The 14,453-nt window shown below is 58.2% G+C and carries 15 protein-coding genes and 1 tRNA gene; 2 read left to right on the forward strand and 14 right to left on the reverse strand.

The window, feature by feature from the left end:
* Positions 1 to 26 precede the first annotated feature (26 nt).
* The 4 genes from truB to nusA form a co-directional block, all read right to left on the reverse strand.
* On the reverse strand, positions 27 to 1,091 hold the full coding sequence (gene truB / locus CE168_RS02260) for a tRNA pseudouridine(55) synthase TruB (RefSeq protein WP_099570949.1): 1,065 nt from the start codon (positions 1,089 to 1,091) through the stop codon (positions 27 to 29).
* Positions 1,075 to 1,578 carry a 30S ribosome-binding factor RbfA gene (gene rbfA / locus CE168_RS02265; protein ID WP_039197164.1) on the reverse strand — a complete coding sequence of 168 codons (504 nt, stop codon included), beginning with the start codon at positions 1,576 to 1,578 and terminating at the stop codon, positions 1,075 to 1,077. Before rbfA ends, truB begins: the two co-directional genes overlap by 17 nt.
* A 135-nt stretch (positions 1,579 to 1,713) precedes the next feature.
* Positions 1,714 to 4,575, reverse strand: a complete 2,862-nt coding sequence (gene infB / locus CE168_RS02270) for a translation initiation factor IF-2 (protein ID WP_099570950.1) — start codon at positions 4,573 to 4,575, stop codon at positions 1,714 to 1,716.
* Between the two features lie 213 nt (positions 4,576 to 4,788).
* Complete coding sequence (gene nusA / locus CE168_RS02275; RefSeq protein WP_099570951.1) at positions 4,789 to 5,841, reverse strand: transcription termination factor NusA; 1,053 nt, start codon at positions 5,839 to 5,841, stop codon at positions 4,789 to 4,791.
* Positions 5,842 to 5,993: 152 nt separating this feature from the next.
* Between nusA and CE168_RS02285 the strand changes: the two genes are divergently transcribed.
* Both CE168_RS02285 and CE168_RS02290 read left to right on the forward strand, forming a co-directional pair.
* On the forward strand, positions 5,994 to 6,803 hold the full coding sequence (locus tag CE168_RS02285; RefSeq protein ID WP_180753660.1) for a hypothetical protein: 810 nt from the start codon (positions 5,994 to 5,996) through the stop codon (positions 6,801 to 6,803).
* Positions 6,804 to 7,012: 209 nt separating this feature from the next.
* Positions 7,013 to 7,098 (forward strand) — tRNA-Ser (locus tag CE168_RS02290).
* Between the two features lie 425 nt (positions 7,099 to 7,523).
* Here the strand turns inward: CE168_RS02290 and truA are convergent.
* The 10 genes from truA to rplO all read right to left on the reverse strand — a co-directional run bounded on the left by truA (position 7,524) and on the right by rplO (position 14,451).
* Positions 7,524 to 8,444, reverse strand: coding sequence for a tRNA pseudouridine(38-40) synthase TruA (gene truA, locus CE168_RS02295; protein ID WP_099570954.1), 921 nt, complete (start codon positions 8,442 to 8,444; stop codon positions 7,524 to 7,526).
* A gap of 113 nt (positions 8,445 to 8,557) precedes the next feature.
* Positions 8,558 to 9,040 (reverse strand): 50S ribosomal protein L17, encoded by a 483-nt coding sequence (gene rplQ / locus CE168_RS02300; protein WP_099570955.1) that lies wholly within the window; start codon positions 9,038 to 9,040, stop codon positions 8,558 to 8,560.
* 88 nt (positions 9,041 to 9,128) lie between these two features.
* Positions 9,129 to 10,127, reverse strand: a complete 999-nt coding sequence (locus CE168_RS02305) for a DNA-directed RNA polymerase subunit alpha (protein ID WP_003835980.1) — start codon at positions 10,125 to 10,127, stop codon at positions 9,129 to 9,131.
* Positions 10,128 to 10,207: 80 nt separating this feature from the next.
* Positions 10,208 to 10,606 (reverse strand): 30S ribosomal protein S11, encoded by a 399-nt coding sequence (gene rpsK / locus CE168_RS02310; protein ID WP_003808141.1) that lies wholly within the window; start codon positions 10,604 to 10,606, stop codon positions 10,208 to 10,210.
* Positions 10,607 to 10,690: 84 nt separating this feature from the next.
* Positions 10,691 to 11,068 (reverse strand): 30S ribosomal protein S13, encoded by a 378-nt coding sequence (gene rpsM / locus CE168_RS02315; protein ID WP_003808138.1) that lies wholly within the window; start codon positions 11,066 to 11,068, stop codon positions 10,691 to 10,693.
* Between the two features lie 136 nt (positions 11,069 to 11,204).
* The gene (gene rpmJ, locus CE168_RS02320; protein WP_003808136.1) at positions 11,205 to 11,318 is read right to left on the reverse strand and encodes a 50S ribosomal protein L36; all 114 of its coding nucleotides are present in this window, start codon (positions 11,316 to 11,318) and stop codon (positions 11,205 to 11,207) included.
* 22 nt (positions 11,319 to 11,340) lie between these two features.
* Complete coding sequence (infA, locus tag CE168_RS02325; protein ID WP_003808114.1) at positions 11,341 to 11,559, reverse strand: translation initiation factor IF-1; 219 nt, start codon at positions 11,557 to 11,559, stop codon at positions 11,341 to 11,343.
* A gap of 196 nt (positions 11,560 to 11,755) precedes the next feature.
* Complete coding sequence (locus tag CE168_RS02330; protein WP_099570956.1) at positions 11,756 to 12,316, reverse strand: adenylate kinase; 561 nt, start codon at positions 12,314 to 12,316, stop codon at positions 11,756 to 11,758.
* Positions 12,317 to 12,425: 109 nt separating this feature from the next.
* Positions 12,426 to 13,763: a preprotein translocase subunit SecY gene (secY, locus tag CE168_RS02335; protein WP_099570957.1), complete on the reverse strand. Its 1,338-nt coding sequence runs from the start codon at positions 13,761 to 13,763 to the stop codon at positions 12,426 to 12,428.
* Between the two features lie 241 nt (positions 13,764 to 14,004).
* The gene (gene rplO, locus CE168_RS02340; RefSeq protein WP_003835984.1) at positions 14,005 to 14,451 is read right to left on the reverse strand and encodes a 50S ribosomal protein L15; all 447 of its coding nucleotides are present in this window, start codon (positions 14,449 to 14,451) and stop codon (positions 14,005 to 14,007) included.
* Positions 14,452 to 14,453: the final 2 nt, after the last annotated feature.

The raw sequence follows: 14,453 nt of genomic DNA on the forward strand, positions 1-14,453 counted from the left end.
TCGTGTCTGTTGTCTGATTGGATGGTTCAGTTGAATACCGCGACCGGTTTGGCCTCACCACGTTTCGCACGTTCAAGGATGGCGACCAAATCGTTGGTTTCCTCAACGTACGCCGCCGTGGTCGTATGTATGTCATGTGCGATTCTGCGTCCGAAACGCAAGTCGGCCGCCTCCTGCTCGCTGACGGCCAGCATACTCATGGAAGCCGCGGCACTGGCCACGGGATCTAGCGCATGATCGAGCGCATGATCGGCATCGTCAAGTACCGCACGATTGCGCGTCACTTCCGTGCCTTCACGATTGGTGAATGTTTTGGATTCAGCGTGGGCGCTCATGACGTTGGGCATATCCACCGAGAATCTGCCGACGCGCGTGCGTCTCAACATCGTCAGATGGCCTCCCAACCCGAGTTCCTCACCTAAATCGCGTGCGAGCGCGCGAATGTAGGTACCTGCGGAACAGGTCACGGTCACGTCGAGTTCCATAACGGGCTGCATGTCTTCATGCAGTGCGGTGTCGGCAATCCATCCATCGCCTGCCGTCTCGTCCACGATTGCGCCAGCAAGTTCCGCGCCGGCATGATCGCTATGCGTGTAGCCGTAACGCGCCTGCCGCACGTTGAACTCTTCGATGGTCACAGGGCGTGCCTTAAGCTCCACGTCCTTGCCTTCGCGCGCCAGATCGTAGGCGCGATGGCCGTTGATCTTAATGGCGGAGTAGACGTTCGGTACCTGTTCGATACGCCCTGTGAACCGTTCTGCGATCAGCTGTTCCACGGCCTGACGCGAGGGAAAGCTCGCTGTCCGCTCCCCCGGCAGCAGCTCGCCTTCGGCATCGTCCGTGGTGGTGCGTTGCCCAAGGCGAATGGTGGCCTCATACGTTTTGTTATGGTCGACAATGTAGTTGAGCAGTCGCGTGGCATTGCCGAATCCGACCACTAGCACGCCGGTGGCCATCGGATCGAGCGTGCCCGCATGCCCGACTCGCTTCATATGCAGGGCGCCGCGTACGGCCGCGACCACGTCATGGCTGGTGACGCCCTGCGGCTTGTCGATGACCAGCAGACCGGAATGTTCAGGCTTCTTCGTCATCGTCCCAATCTTCGACTTCGACGTCGTCATCGTCGAAATCATCGTCATCATCCTCTTCCGGATGCTTGTACGGATCGGCTTCGCCCGCATACTGCGCGGTTTCGCGGGTCTTGGCGAGCTCTTCGTCACGCTTGCGCGCGATGGCGAGAATATCTTCGATCTCATGTGCTTCGCCCGGCACCTCGTCAAACACGAATTCGAGCTGCGGAGTCAGGCGTAAGCCGGCCTTAGTGCCCACGAGGGAACGCAGACGGCCTTTGGCCTGGTTCAACGCCTGCTGTGCGCGGCGACGTTCACCCTGCTCGTGTCCTTCACGGCCAAGCTGGGTCCAGTAGACCTTGGCGATCTGCAGATCATTGGTCACACGCACTTCGGTGATGGTCACGTTTGCGAGACGCTTGTCGTGCAGCTGCGCCTCCATGGAGGATGCGATCACACGTTGGATCAACGCCGCGATACGTGCGGCGCGAGGATTGGTTCCTGCCATTATCGTCCTTCAATCAGATGAATGTATCAGCTTAGTTTTTGAAATAAGTTCTTGTTGTATCGCGGAACGCCCGCAGCCGTATGTCAGCTGTGGGCGTTCCTTTCCTGTTATCGATCGTTGGTTCGAATCAATCGACTACTTACGTTCGATTTCCCGCATTTCAAAGGTCTCAATAATATCGCCAAGCTCGATATCGTTGAACGAACCGAGGTTGATACCCGCTTCGTAACCTTCCTTGACGGAAGTGACGTCGTCCTTGAAACGACGCAGCGAGGAGATCTCAAGATCGTTGACGGTTGCGATGCCGTTGCGCAGAATACGGCACTTCGTACCGCGCTTGACTTCGCCGTCCTGCACCATGACACCCGCGATGTTGCCGAACTTGGAGGAACGGAAGATTTCGCGGATCTCGGAGTGGGAGGTGACGACCTCTTCGAATTCCGGCTTGAGCATGCCCTTGAGGGATGCCTCGATGTCTTCGATGGCCTTGTAGATGATCGAGTAGTACTTGATTTCCACGCCTTCACGTTCGGCCAGATCCGCCACCTGACGGTTCGGGCGAACGTTGAAGCCGATGATGACGGCCTTGTCGACGGTAGCCAGGTTGACGTCGTTCTGGGTGATGGCGCCGACGCCGCGGTGAATCACCTGGATGCCGACCTCGTCGGACACTTCGATCTTCATCAAGGAATCTTCCAGCGCTTCGACAGAACCGGAGGAATCGCCCTTGATGACGATGTTGAGCATGTCGACTTCGGACTTGGCGAACTGCTCCTTGAGGCTTTCCAGAGACACGACCTTGCGACGCTTGGCCAGCTGGGCGGCACGTTCGGTGGCCTGACGCTTCTCGGCGATCTGGCGTGCGGTACGGTCGTCGGAGGCCACCAGGAACAGGTCGCCTGCGGTCGGCACGGAGGTCAAGCCAAGCACCTGCACCGGAGTGGACGGCGCGGCTTCCTTCATATGGTTGCCGTTCTCGTCAAGCATGGCGCGGACACGTCCGTAGGAGGTGCCAGCGACGATGGAGTCGCCGATGTGCAGCGTACCGGACTGAACAAGCACGGTCGCCACGGCACCACGGCCCTTGTCGAGTCGAGCTTCCACGGTGGCACCGCGAGCGTCCATATCCGGGTTGGCACGCAGATCAAGCTCAGCATCGGCGGTAAGAAGCACGGCTTCGAGCAGCTTGTCGACATTGGTGCCCTGCTTGGCGGAAATGTCGACGAACATGGTGCTGCCACCGTATTCTTCCGGCACGAGACCGTATTCGGTGAGCTGGCCGCGGACCTTGTCGGGGTTCGCTCCCGGCTTATCGATCTTATTGACGGCTACCACGATCGGCACGTTGGCTGCCTGCGCGTGGTTGATGGCTTCCACGGTCTGCGGCATCACGCCGTCATCCGCCGCGACCACAAGAATCGCGACGTCGGTGAGCTCGGCGCCACGGGCACGCATGGCGGTGAAGGCTTCGTGGCCTGGGGTATCAAGGAACGTGATCTTACGCGGTTCGCCCTCAAGATCGACGGTCACCTGGTATGCACCGATACGCTGGGTGATGCCACCGGCCTCACGTGCGATGACGTTGGTACGGCGGATGGTGTCGAGCAGTCGGGTCTTACCATGATCGACGTGGCCCATCACGGTAACGACCGGCGGACGCGGCTTCAGATCCTCATCCTCCTGCAGTTCTTCCTCATCCAAGTCGATGTCGAACTGCTGCAGCAGCTCCTTGTCTTCCTCTTCGGCAGACACGATCTTGATATCCCAGCCGATTTCCTCGCCGAGGATCTGGAAGGTGGACTCGTCCAAGGATTGGGTTGCCGTGGCCATCTCACCAAGATGGAAGAGCACGGTGACCAAAGCAGCCGGATTGACGTTGATCTTTTCGGCCAAATCGGCGAGGGATGCGCCCTGACGCAGACGAACGGTCTGGCCGTTGCCAGTAGGAATGCGCACGCCGCCGATGACCGGGGCCTTCATCTCCTGGAATTCCTGACGCTTTGCCAGACGATTCTTACGGGCCTTCGAGGACTTGCCGCCCTGACGTCCGAATGCGCCTGCAGCACCGCCGCGACCGCGACCGCCGCCGCGTGCTGGGCCGTTGCTCGGAGCGCTATTACCGCCCTGGAAACCGCCGCCGTTGGCATTGGAACCGCCACCGAAACGGTTGCCACCGCCTGCAGGGCGCTGGCCGCCACCCTGCCCCGGACGATGCTGGCCCCACTGGCCCGGCTTCGCACCGGCGCCCTGACCCGGACGACCGCGGAAACCACCACGCTGGCCGCCACCCTGCCCCGGGCGGCCGCCACGACGGCCTTCGCCATTGTTGTTGGCGTTCGGACGGTTCATCGGATGCGGACGCGGAATGTCACCCGGTGTTGGGGTGTGCATGCCCTGCTTGCGGCTGAACGGATTGTTGCCCGGACGCGGACCCGGAGTGTGCGGCTTCGCACCATTGGCGGCATTGTTGCCATTGCCGCCCTGCGAAGCATTGGTATTGTTGCGCTGTGCGCGAGGTCCCGGAACCGGAGCTGGCTTGCCGCCCTGACGGCGTTCGCCCTGCGGACGCGGGGCGTTGCCGTTGGCGCGATTGCCATGCTGGCGGGAATCACCCGGACGAGGCATACGCTGCCCGGGCTTCGGAGCTTCGGACTTGGATGCGGTAGGACGTGCCGGCTTTGGAGCGGAAGGCTTTGCCGCGGATGCCGCGGGAGCAGCCGGGGTGGCGCGAGGCGCAGGAGTGGGCGAAGCTGCGGGGGCAGCCGGCTTCTTGGCCGGAGCCGCAGGCTTCTTGGCCGGAGCCGCAGGCTTCTTGGATTCGGATGCGTTGCCCTTCGCGTTGGAAGCGAAAGCATTCCTCAGCTTACGGGCAACCGGAGGTTCAACGGTGGACGATGCAGACTTCACAAATTCGCCCATCGCCTCAAGTTTGTTCAAAACAGTCTTGCTGTCAACGCCAAGTTCCTTGGCAAGTTCATATACGCGTGCTTTCGGCACTCAATTTCTCCTATCTTGGGCCGCGCGCATACGAGCGCGACCGCTACTGATTCACGGCGAGCTTGTTCCTTCTCATCGTGCAACCATGTTCGTGATACCTCGTCTTTTCCCTGGGCATGACGGCATGAACCCCCACGCTTTGGATTATCGAGTCCAGCATACTCAAGCCCGTGGATTGAATCCCCACGGGCTTGCCGTTGCTGAAAGTGTTGGTTATTCGGCGGTTTCCTCGCTGGTCGAAGCCTGCGCTTCGGCCATCTTCTTGGCGTGTGCCTCGGCGGATTCGATGCCGATCTTCCATCCGGTCAGTTTGGCGGCCAAACGTGCGTTCTGGCCTTCCTTGCCGATGGCAAGAGACAGCTGATCATCATGGATGAAGGCGATTGCGGTCTGGTTCTTCTCGCTGATCACCTGCACACCGGTGGCGACCGCCGGAGACAGCGCCGCAGCGACGAACTTCGCCGGATCGGCAGACCAGTCGACGATATCAATCTTTTCCGGTCCGAGATTCTCCATCACCGCACGCACGCGAGCGCCGCCGGGGCCGATCAGGGCACCCTTCGGATTGACGCCTTCGGTATTAGCTCGTACCGCGATCTTGGTGCGGGCGCCGGCCTCACGAGCAATGGCCATAATCGACACGGCGCCGGAAACCAGTTCCGGAACCTCACGCTCGAACAGGCGGCGAACCAGCTCCGGATGGGAGCGGGACACTACGATTTCCGGTCCCTTGAGACCACGTGCAACATTCACCACATATACGCGAATGCGCTCACCGTGGCGGTAACGTTCTCCCGGCACCTGCTCACGGCGGGGCAGCAACGCTTCGACATCGCCAACGGCCACGTGCACATTGGAGGTATCCTTCACATCCTGCTGCACGATACCGGTGATCAGCTTGCCTTTCTGCCCTGAGAACGCGCCGAACACCTTGTCGTCCTCGGCCTTGCGGAACAGCTGGCCGATGACCTGACGCGCGGTGGCTGCGGCCAAGCGGCCAAAGTCACGCGGAGTGTCATCATATTCCTCGCCCAGAGTCGGCGCAGGGTAAGGATTATCCTCGGTCGGTTCGACCGGAATCTCATCCTGAGCCCAAACAGTAAAGCTTCCGGCACGCGGATCAAGCTCCACACGAGCATGCTTCGCCGCGTGCGGCGTTTTCAGATATGCCAGTCGCAACGCTTCCGAGAGTGCGGCATCCAGCGTCTCGGGATCGATTCCCTGCCCAGCTGCGAGCTGGTGCATTCCTGCCAGGTCCAGTTCCATACTTCCAAGACCTCCTATATGAAGTTATTCCGAGCGCTCGGCCCAATGGTCACAGTCGACTATTAGTCTAATATTTCATGCAGACACGTTCCCCTCTTTTCCCCTCGGTCTCGTCGGCCTCAAGACGCGTCTGCGTCTTGGCATGCATAGGCTTGCTTGTAGCGTCTCTGACCGCCTGCTCCGCACCCCGAATCTCTGGCCGCGCCGAAGCGGAACAGCAGCCAAGTCCTTGCGAGAAGGCATATGCCGACGCGACTGCCAACGCCGATATCATGGCAGACAAGTCACGCCATATCGTCATGCGCTATCTCGCCGCACAGGAGGCGATTTCAGATTGGGCGAACACCGCTGCCTACTGCCCTGCACGGTTCGCCGACGGCACGTTGCGTAGCGCGCAGGCCCGTCACACTGCCCGTTTGATGGCGGCGCGACTTGCGATCAACATCGCACAGCCCACGCTGTCGCGTTGTGACGGCATCGATTCGTTTGATATTGACGCGGATTCGCTTTCCGCCATGTCCGTTGCGGAAGATCAGGCAGGATTTGCGATGGGGGTTTTCGCGGCACGTTCCGTCGGACATGCGACGCTCGATATCAGCGATCGTCATAAAACAACTTCGCAGCGACTGATTTCTTTCTCCGGAGCCAAAGACGATCGTGCGAAAACATATGATGTCACGCAACTGCTCGCCAATCCCAACACCATGGTGGATTCCGCAACTGGATTGTTCGCACCGACCGACGCCGTCATTGAAATGAATTGCGCGCGCAGCGAAATCGCGGCCGTCGCATCAAGCTCGAATTCGACGGGTGACTCAGCACAATCCCGCATGACCGCAGAAAACTCTTCGGATGATTCAAGGCAACAGTCTCTGGGCGTACTTACCAGCATGATCGCCGACCGTGTGGATCTGGCTCTCACATGGGGCTATCCATCATTCGACGAGGCACTGTTCGAATAGCGCACATCAACACACATCAACACATGCGCCAATCCACGCAACAGTTCACGCGATACCCACGCAACCACGAGCCTGACAACGTGACGCATCATCCATGCAGCCAAGACACGCCGAACAATCGCGGACATCGCAAAAATCTCATAGCCGGATTTGACAATCGCCAAAGCTGTGGCAAAATAATGAAGTTGCTTGTTTTCAAGCGGCGCAGTGGATAAGTGTCCGAGCGGTCTAAGGAGCACGCCTCGAAAGCGTGTGAGGGCAACCCCCTCCGCGAGTTCGAATCTCGCCTTATCCGCAAGCAGAAAAACCGGAGCAATGGCGCTTCGGTTTTTTTATTGCTTACGGCCCTGTGGCACGTAGGAGCACATAGGAGCCAAGGTTATTGCTTCAGGCGATTTGCAACTTTTATGCCTTCATTCATCGTCGCACACTTCTTCTACCCCTGAAAATGCATGCCCGTCTTAAGGCCGCTCAATCCTCGATAGAAGACGTACTGGCGTTCGATTACCCTAAAATGCAACGAATTATTACGATTGCGTCTCGGTCACGGACTCGTGAGAACGACGTAACGTCGTCATGGCATTTCGCATGATTCGCGTGTTCTTTTCGAACTATATCTCGTTTTCCGTTTTTCTTGCGATTGCTTGATGCAGTTTTGCGATGCGATATCTGGTGCGATCGTATAGTGCGATCTTCTGTGCTGCTATACAGTATGTGCTCTTACAAAGTGCGCTTCGCACGAATCGCTTCGGCACGAATCGCCAACTGGTCGTCTTTCGGATATTCGATATGTTCGAGCGTCAATCCTTGCGGAGCGATCGGGCCGGTGCTGCCTTCACGCAACGGCGTCACCATTTTTCCGGCGAACCAATCCAAGGAACGTTTGCCGATACCGACCTGTACGCAACCGTTAACCAACGAACGCACCATATTGCGTGCGAATGCGTCGGCGACGATGGTGAAGCAGAGCAGTCCCGATTCCAAGGCGGGCGTTCGGTACCGCTCCCCCATGGTGGCTCCGTCGTCGATAAGCGGATGCTGCGGTATGCGCCTCCAATACGCGGTTTTGACCTCGCGTATGGTGGTTCCTCCCGGATTGGGAGTTGCGAACGAGCCGAAATCATGCAGACCGATCGTCATTTCAGCAGCCTTGTTCATGGCTTCGATGTCGAGATCATCGTCGATATGAAGCACGCAATTTCTGGTACGTGGATCGATTTCGCTTGATCGGTCGGCAATGCGATATACGTAGGTGCGTTCCAGCGCGGAGAAACGTGCGTCGAATCCTTTAGAAGCCTCTTTGATGGAACGAATGGCAATATCGTTCGGCAGCATGCGTTGCAGTCGTCGCGTCAACGCCATCGCCGGTTCGACCTGCATATGCCCGACGCAACGTGCAAGTGTCTCTTCATTGATATCGAGATGGCAAACTTGGTGCGACGCGTGCACGCCGGTATCGGTACGACCTGCGACGGTCAGGCGCAACGGCTCGTCGTCGTCGCCTTCCGGCACCCGCAGAATGGTATGCAGCACCCGTTCGATCTCACCTTGCACGGTGCGCATGTCAGGCTGTTTCGCCCATCCGTAAAAATCGGTGCCGTCATATGCCAAGTCGATACGTAATCTCACGGCAATGAGCATAACAAAAGGCGCATAACAACACATGGCAACACATAACAACACATAACAAAAAGGCTGGAAACCTTTCGATTCCCAGCCTTCTGTATCAGCTAGTCAAGCCTGCTTGATGCCAATCACTCGGCGTTCTCTGCGGTGGCTTCCGGAGCCTCAACCGGTGCCTCTTCGACAACCGGAGCTTCTTCAGCGGCAACCTTGGTTGCAGCTTCGGCTTCCTTGACCACAGCCTGCTTCGGGCTCACCGGCTCGGTGACGAGCTCGATGACGGCTGCCGGAGCGGCATCGCCGCGACGCGGAGCGATCTTGACGATGCGGGTGTAGCCACCCTCACGCTGCTCCATCTGCTCGGCGATCTCGGTGAACAGCTTGTGCACGACGGACTTGTTGCGGATGACACGCATCACGCGACGGCGGCTGTGCAGATCACCACGCTTGGCGAGCGTGATCAGGCGCTCAGCCAGCGGACGAAGGCGCTTGGCCTTCGGCAGGGTGGTGGTGATGCGGCCGCGCTGGAACAGGCTGGTAGCCATGTTCGCGAGCATAAGACGCTCATGAGCCGGGCTGGAGGCCAGACGCGGACCCTTCTTTGGTGTAGGCATTGTTTCTCCTTGAAAGCCCCGTCGGATTCAGGTGGGCAGTCGCCCGAACATCCGAATCCAACGAAGCGGTTAGGTCAAAAGCGGCGAATCACTCGTCTTCCGGCGAGAAGAAAGTGCCACCTTCGAGGTTGTTGGTATCGAAGTTGCCCAGCGGGGAAGCCTTGAGAGCCAGACCCAAGGACTGGAGCTTTTCCTTGACTTCGTCGATGGACTTCATACCGAAATTGCGGATGTCGAGCAGATCCTGCTCAGTGTGGGCGACCAGCTCGCCGATCGTGTGGATGCCTTCACGCTTCAGGCAGTTGTAGCTGCGCTGGGTGAGGTTGAGATCCTCGATCGGAACGGCCATCTCCGGGTTGGTTTCCTCTGCCACCGGGGCAGGTCCAACCTCGACGCCCTCAGCCTGGGTATTGAGCTCGCGGCACAGGCCGAAGAGCTCCACCAAGGTGGAGCCTGCGGATGCGACTGCATCGCGCGGGGAGATTGCCGGCTTGGTCTCCACGTCCAGGATGAGCTTGTCGAAGTCAGTGCGCTGTTCAACGCGGGTGGCTTCCACACGATAGCTCACCTTGAGCACCGGGGAGTAAATCGAGTCGACCGGAATACGACCGATCTCGGCGTTATCCTGCTTGTTCATCTGGGCAGGCACATAACCACGACCACGCTCGACGGTGAACTCGATTTCGAGTTCCCCATCTTCCGCGAGGGTTGCGATATGCATATCCGGGTTGGCGATGGTGACGCCGGCCGGAGGGGTGATGTCACCCGCGGTGGCCTCGCCCTTGCCGCTCTTGCGCAGATACATGACAACCGGCTCATCGTATTCGCTGGTGAGCACGATGCCCTTGATGTTCAGCAGGATCTCGGTAACGTCCTCTTCAACACCCGGCAGAGTGGTGAACTCGTGCGGGACGCCGGAGATACGCACCGAAGTCACAGCCGCTCCAGGGATGGAGCTCAGGAGGGTGCGGCGCAGCGAGTTGCCAAGCGTGTAACCGAAACCAGGCTCGAGAGGCTCGATGGTGAAGCGGGAACGCTGAGGGTTGAGAGATTCCTCGGTAAGTGTCGGACGCTGTGCGATAAGCACTGTGGTTATCCTTTCAGCTTCAGGCCGGTGGTGCACTCACCGGCCATAAGCGGCGTTGGATTGATGATTTTTTCTAGTGCTCAGACGCGACGGCGCTTCGGAGGACGAACGCCGTTGTGTGCCTGCGGGGTGACGTCGGTGATGGAACCGACTTCGAGTCCGGCGGACTGCAGGGAACGGATAGCGGTTTCACGACCGGAACCCGGACCCTTCACGAACACGTCGACCTTCTTCAGACCGTGCTCCATAGCCTTGCGGGCTGCGGATTCAGCGGCCATGCCAGCGGCGTACGGCGTGGACTTGCGGGAGCCCTTGAAGCCGACATCGCCACCGGACGCCCAGGACACAACTGCGCCGGACGGGTCGGTGATCGAAATGATGGTGTTGTTGAAAGTGGACTTGATGTGCGCCTGCCCAACCGGGACCGACTTACGGTCGCGGCGACGCGGCTTGCGCGCGGCTTGCTTTTGAGCTGCCATTGACCCTCGTTTCCTAATAACGAATTTGCTTTGTTGTTCAGGCGATGAAACTTACGTCTCGTGGTCTGAACTGACAGCCACCGATTACTTGGTGGCCTTCTTCTTTCCGGCGACCGTACGCTTCGGACCCTTGCGGGTACGTGCATTGGTCTTGGTGCGCTGACCGCGCACAGGAAGTCCCTTACGGTGACGCTGGCCTTGGTAGCAGTTGATCTGAATCTTACGACGGATATCCGCATCGATTTCACGACGCAGATCACCCTCGATCTTATAGTTACCCTCGAGGTAGTCACGCAGCGTGATCAGCTGCTCATCCGTCAGATCCTTGACGCGAATATCCGGGTTGATACCGGTCGCGGCAAGCGTTTCCTTGGCACGAGTACGACCCACACCAAAGATGTAGGTGAGGGCGATCTCGATGCGCTTCTCATTGGGGATGTCGACTCCGGCAAGACGTGCCATTGCGATTCCTTCTGTTTTCCGCAGGTCTTGCACCGAGTCGTCCGGTTTCCCGGCCCGGGCCTGCGTACCCGGGGTTCATATCGCTTGCGCGATCTGTGACTCAGCGCCTGTACTTATTGTGCCGCTGGATCTACTCTCAGCCCTGACGCTGCTTGTGGCGCGGGTTGACGCAGATCACCATGACGCGGCCGTGACGACGGATCACGCGGCAATTCTCGCAGATCCTCTTCACACTAGGGCTGACCTTCATGGTTTTCCTTTGCTTATGTACCTTACTTGTAACGGTACGTAATACGGCCGCGGTTCAGATCGTAGGGGCTCATTTCAAGCACAACACGATCCTGCGGCAGAATGCGGATGTAGTTCTTCCTCATCTTGCCCGAGATGGTTGCGAGCACGATATGCTTGTTCTCGAGTTCAACGCGGAACATCGCGTTCGGCAGTGCTTCCACTACCTGTCCTTCGACTTCAATCACACCGTCTTTAGCCATGAGCCTCGTTCCGTTCTTTGGCGATTACTATGAGTGCCCGAAGACACACCAACTTGCAAGAATACACGAAAACGGGAATTACGGCACGTTCGGCGTGTCGCAATTCCCGTTTTTGATCGACTTATGGTATTTTATTGGGCTTTCTTATCTATGCATATGATTCGAATCAGCCCAATCCTCAGCTATTTTAGCTATTTCAGCCGAGTTCAGCCACGATGGTGGACTGGATCTCTTCGACGGAACCGACGCCGTTGAAGGTCTTCAGCAGGCCACGCTCTTCGTAGGTTGCCAGCAGCGGAGCGGTTTCCTTGGCATACACGTCGAGGCGCTTGGCGATTGCTTCCGGAGTGTCGTCGGAGCGTCCTTCGATCTCGGCGCGCTTCTTCATGCGCTCCATAAGCACGTCATGCTCGGCGTCGAGAGCCACCACGGCGTCCAGCGGAGTGTTCAGATCGGCAAGGATGGCGTCCAGCGCTTCGACCTGGGAGGCGTTGCGCGGGTAGCCATCGAGAATCCAGCCGTTCTTGGCATCGTCCATGGCCAAGCGATCCTTGACGATCTTGTTGGTCAGCTCGTCAGGAACCAGTTCGCCCTTATCGATGTATTTCAGCGCCTCAACGCCAAGCTCAGTCTTGTTCTTGATGTTGTAGCGGAAGATATCGCCGGTGGAGATTGCCGGAATACCGTAGTGTTCGCTCAGCAGAGCAGCCTGAGTGCCCTTGCCGACGCCCTGAGGTCCCATGATCAGCAGTCGCATATTGTTCTCCGTTTCATTTGGCCTCTTTCGAGGCTTTCTGATTCTCGATTGTTTATATAAAAAATCGTGATACCGCCTCATGCCGAAACGGTATCACGATTTCAAGGCTTTACTTGCCTTCCTTGTGGTCAGTGCTCTCGAACAGGAATCCAGCGTACTGGAACTGTTCGGTCTGAGCCTTGGCCTGACGCAGGGTGTCGAGGCCGACGCCTGCGATGATCAGGATGGTGGTGCCGCCGAACGGCAACTTGGTGTTGAGGTCAAGCGCCATGATGAGCACGGTCGGAATAAGCGCCACGAATAGCAGGTACACGGCGCCGACGGTGTTGAGCCTGTTCATCACGTAGCTCAGATAACGGCTGGTGGCGCTGCCTGCGCGGATGCCCGGAATGAAGCCGCCATACTGCTTCATGTTGTCTGCGGTCTCGTCCGGGTTGAAGGTGATTTCCGTGTAGAAGAAGCAGAAGAACACGATCATCAGCGCGTACAGTGCGATGTACCACACGGAAGTGGTGTTGGCCAGGTTGGAGTTGATCCACTTGACCCAGGACTGGCTGGAATTGCCGAACTGTGCGATCAGGGTCGGAATGGCCAGAATGGAGGACGCGAAGATCGGCGGGATAACGCCGCTCATATTGATCTTCAGCGGCAGATAGGTGGAGGATCCGCCGTACATCTTGCGGCCAATCATACGACGGGTGTACTGCACCGGAATACGGCGCTGGGAAAGCTCGACATAGATGACGAGAATCATGATGACCAACAGCACGCCGACGACCGCGGCAAACTTCCCCCAATTGCCATCGGTGCCTTTGGTACCCCAACCGATCTCCCACAACTGCGGCAGGAAGCCGGAGCAGATGGACATGAAGATAAGGATGGACATACCCTGGCCAAGACCCTTATCGGTGATCAATTCGGCCATCCACATGATCAGGCCCGTACCACCGGTCATGATCAGCACCATGACCACGAGGTTCCAGACGGAACCGTCAGGCACGACCTGGGAGCACTGGTAGTTAAACAGGGCGCCGGAGCGGGCGGTCACCAGAATGGTGGTGGACTGCAGCACAGCGAGGCCAATGGTCAGGTAACGAGTGTACTGGGTCAGCTTGGCTTCGCCAGACTGGCCTTCCTTATGCAGCGCCTCAAAGCGAGGAATGACCACGCGGAGCAGCTGGATGACGATGGATGCCGTGATGTACGGCATGACACCCAGTGCGAAGATCGACAGCTGCAGCATTGCGCCGCCGGAGAAGAGGTTCACCAGACTAATGAAGTTCTCGGAGGTGCTGTTCATCGAGCCGACGCACTCCTGGACCACCTTGTAGTCGACACCTGGGGTCGGAATGAACGAGCCAATACGATAAATGATGATGATGCCAAGAGTGAAGAGGATCTTGTTCCTCAACTCCTTGGTTTTCAAGGCCTGGATTAACGTCCTCACCTGGGATTCCTTCCATCGACGTGCGCGCCTGCGCACCCATGCAAAAAACAGACTCTACCGGTCGAGTCTAGCGTACGGCGTCTACCTACACGTGGAGTGTTCCATCCTTTGCTGGTTTTTTATTAGATTTCTGGGCATTGTTTTTCGTTCCCCGTACTGGATCGAAAAACGAAATGAGGCTTCCCCCGCCCCAGCGGGAGAAGCCTCACTCACGAGCTTAAGTCAGCTACATTCCGTGGAATCAGTCCTCGGAGATGGAGCCGCCGGCAGCCTCAATCTTGGACTTGGCGGAAGCGGAAGCCTTGACACCCTTAATGGTGTAGGCAGCCGAAACCTCGCCGTCGCCCAGGACCTTGACCGGGTAGCCGTCACGCACGGCACCCTTGGCAACCAGATCAGCAACGGTAATCTCGCCACCCTGCGGGAACAGTTCCGCAAGAGCTGCGACGTTGACGACCTGATACTCCTTCTTGAACGGGCTCTTGAAGCCACGCAGCTTCGGAAGGCGCATGTACAGCGGCAGCTGGCCACCTTCGAAGCCCGGGCGAACCTGGTAGCGCTTCTTGGTGCCCTTGTCGCCACGGCCCGAGGTCTTACCCTTGGAGCCTTCACCACGACCGACGCGAATGCGATCCTTCTTGGCGCCCGGAGCCGGCTTCAGGTCATGCATCTGCAGAATATCTGCCATAA

The organism is Bifidobacterium sp. N5G01, from assembly GCF_002742425.1.
GTDB classification, from domain to species: domain Bacteria; phylum Actinomycetota; class Actinomycetes; order Actinomycetales; family Bifidobacteriaceae; genus Bifidobacterium; species Bifidobacterium hominis.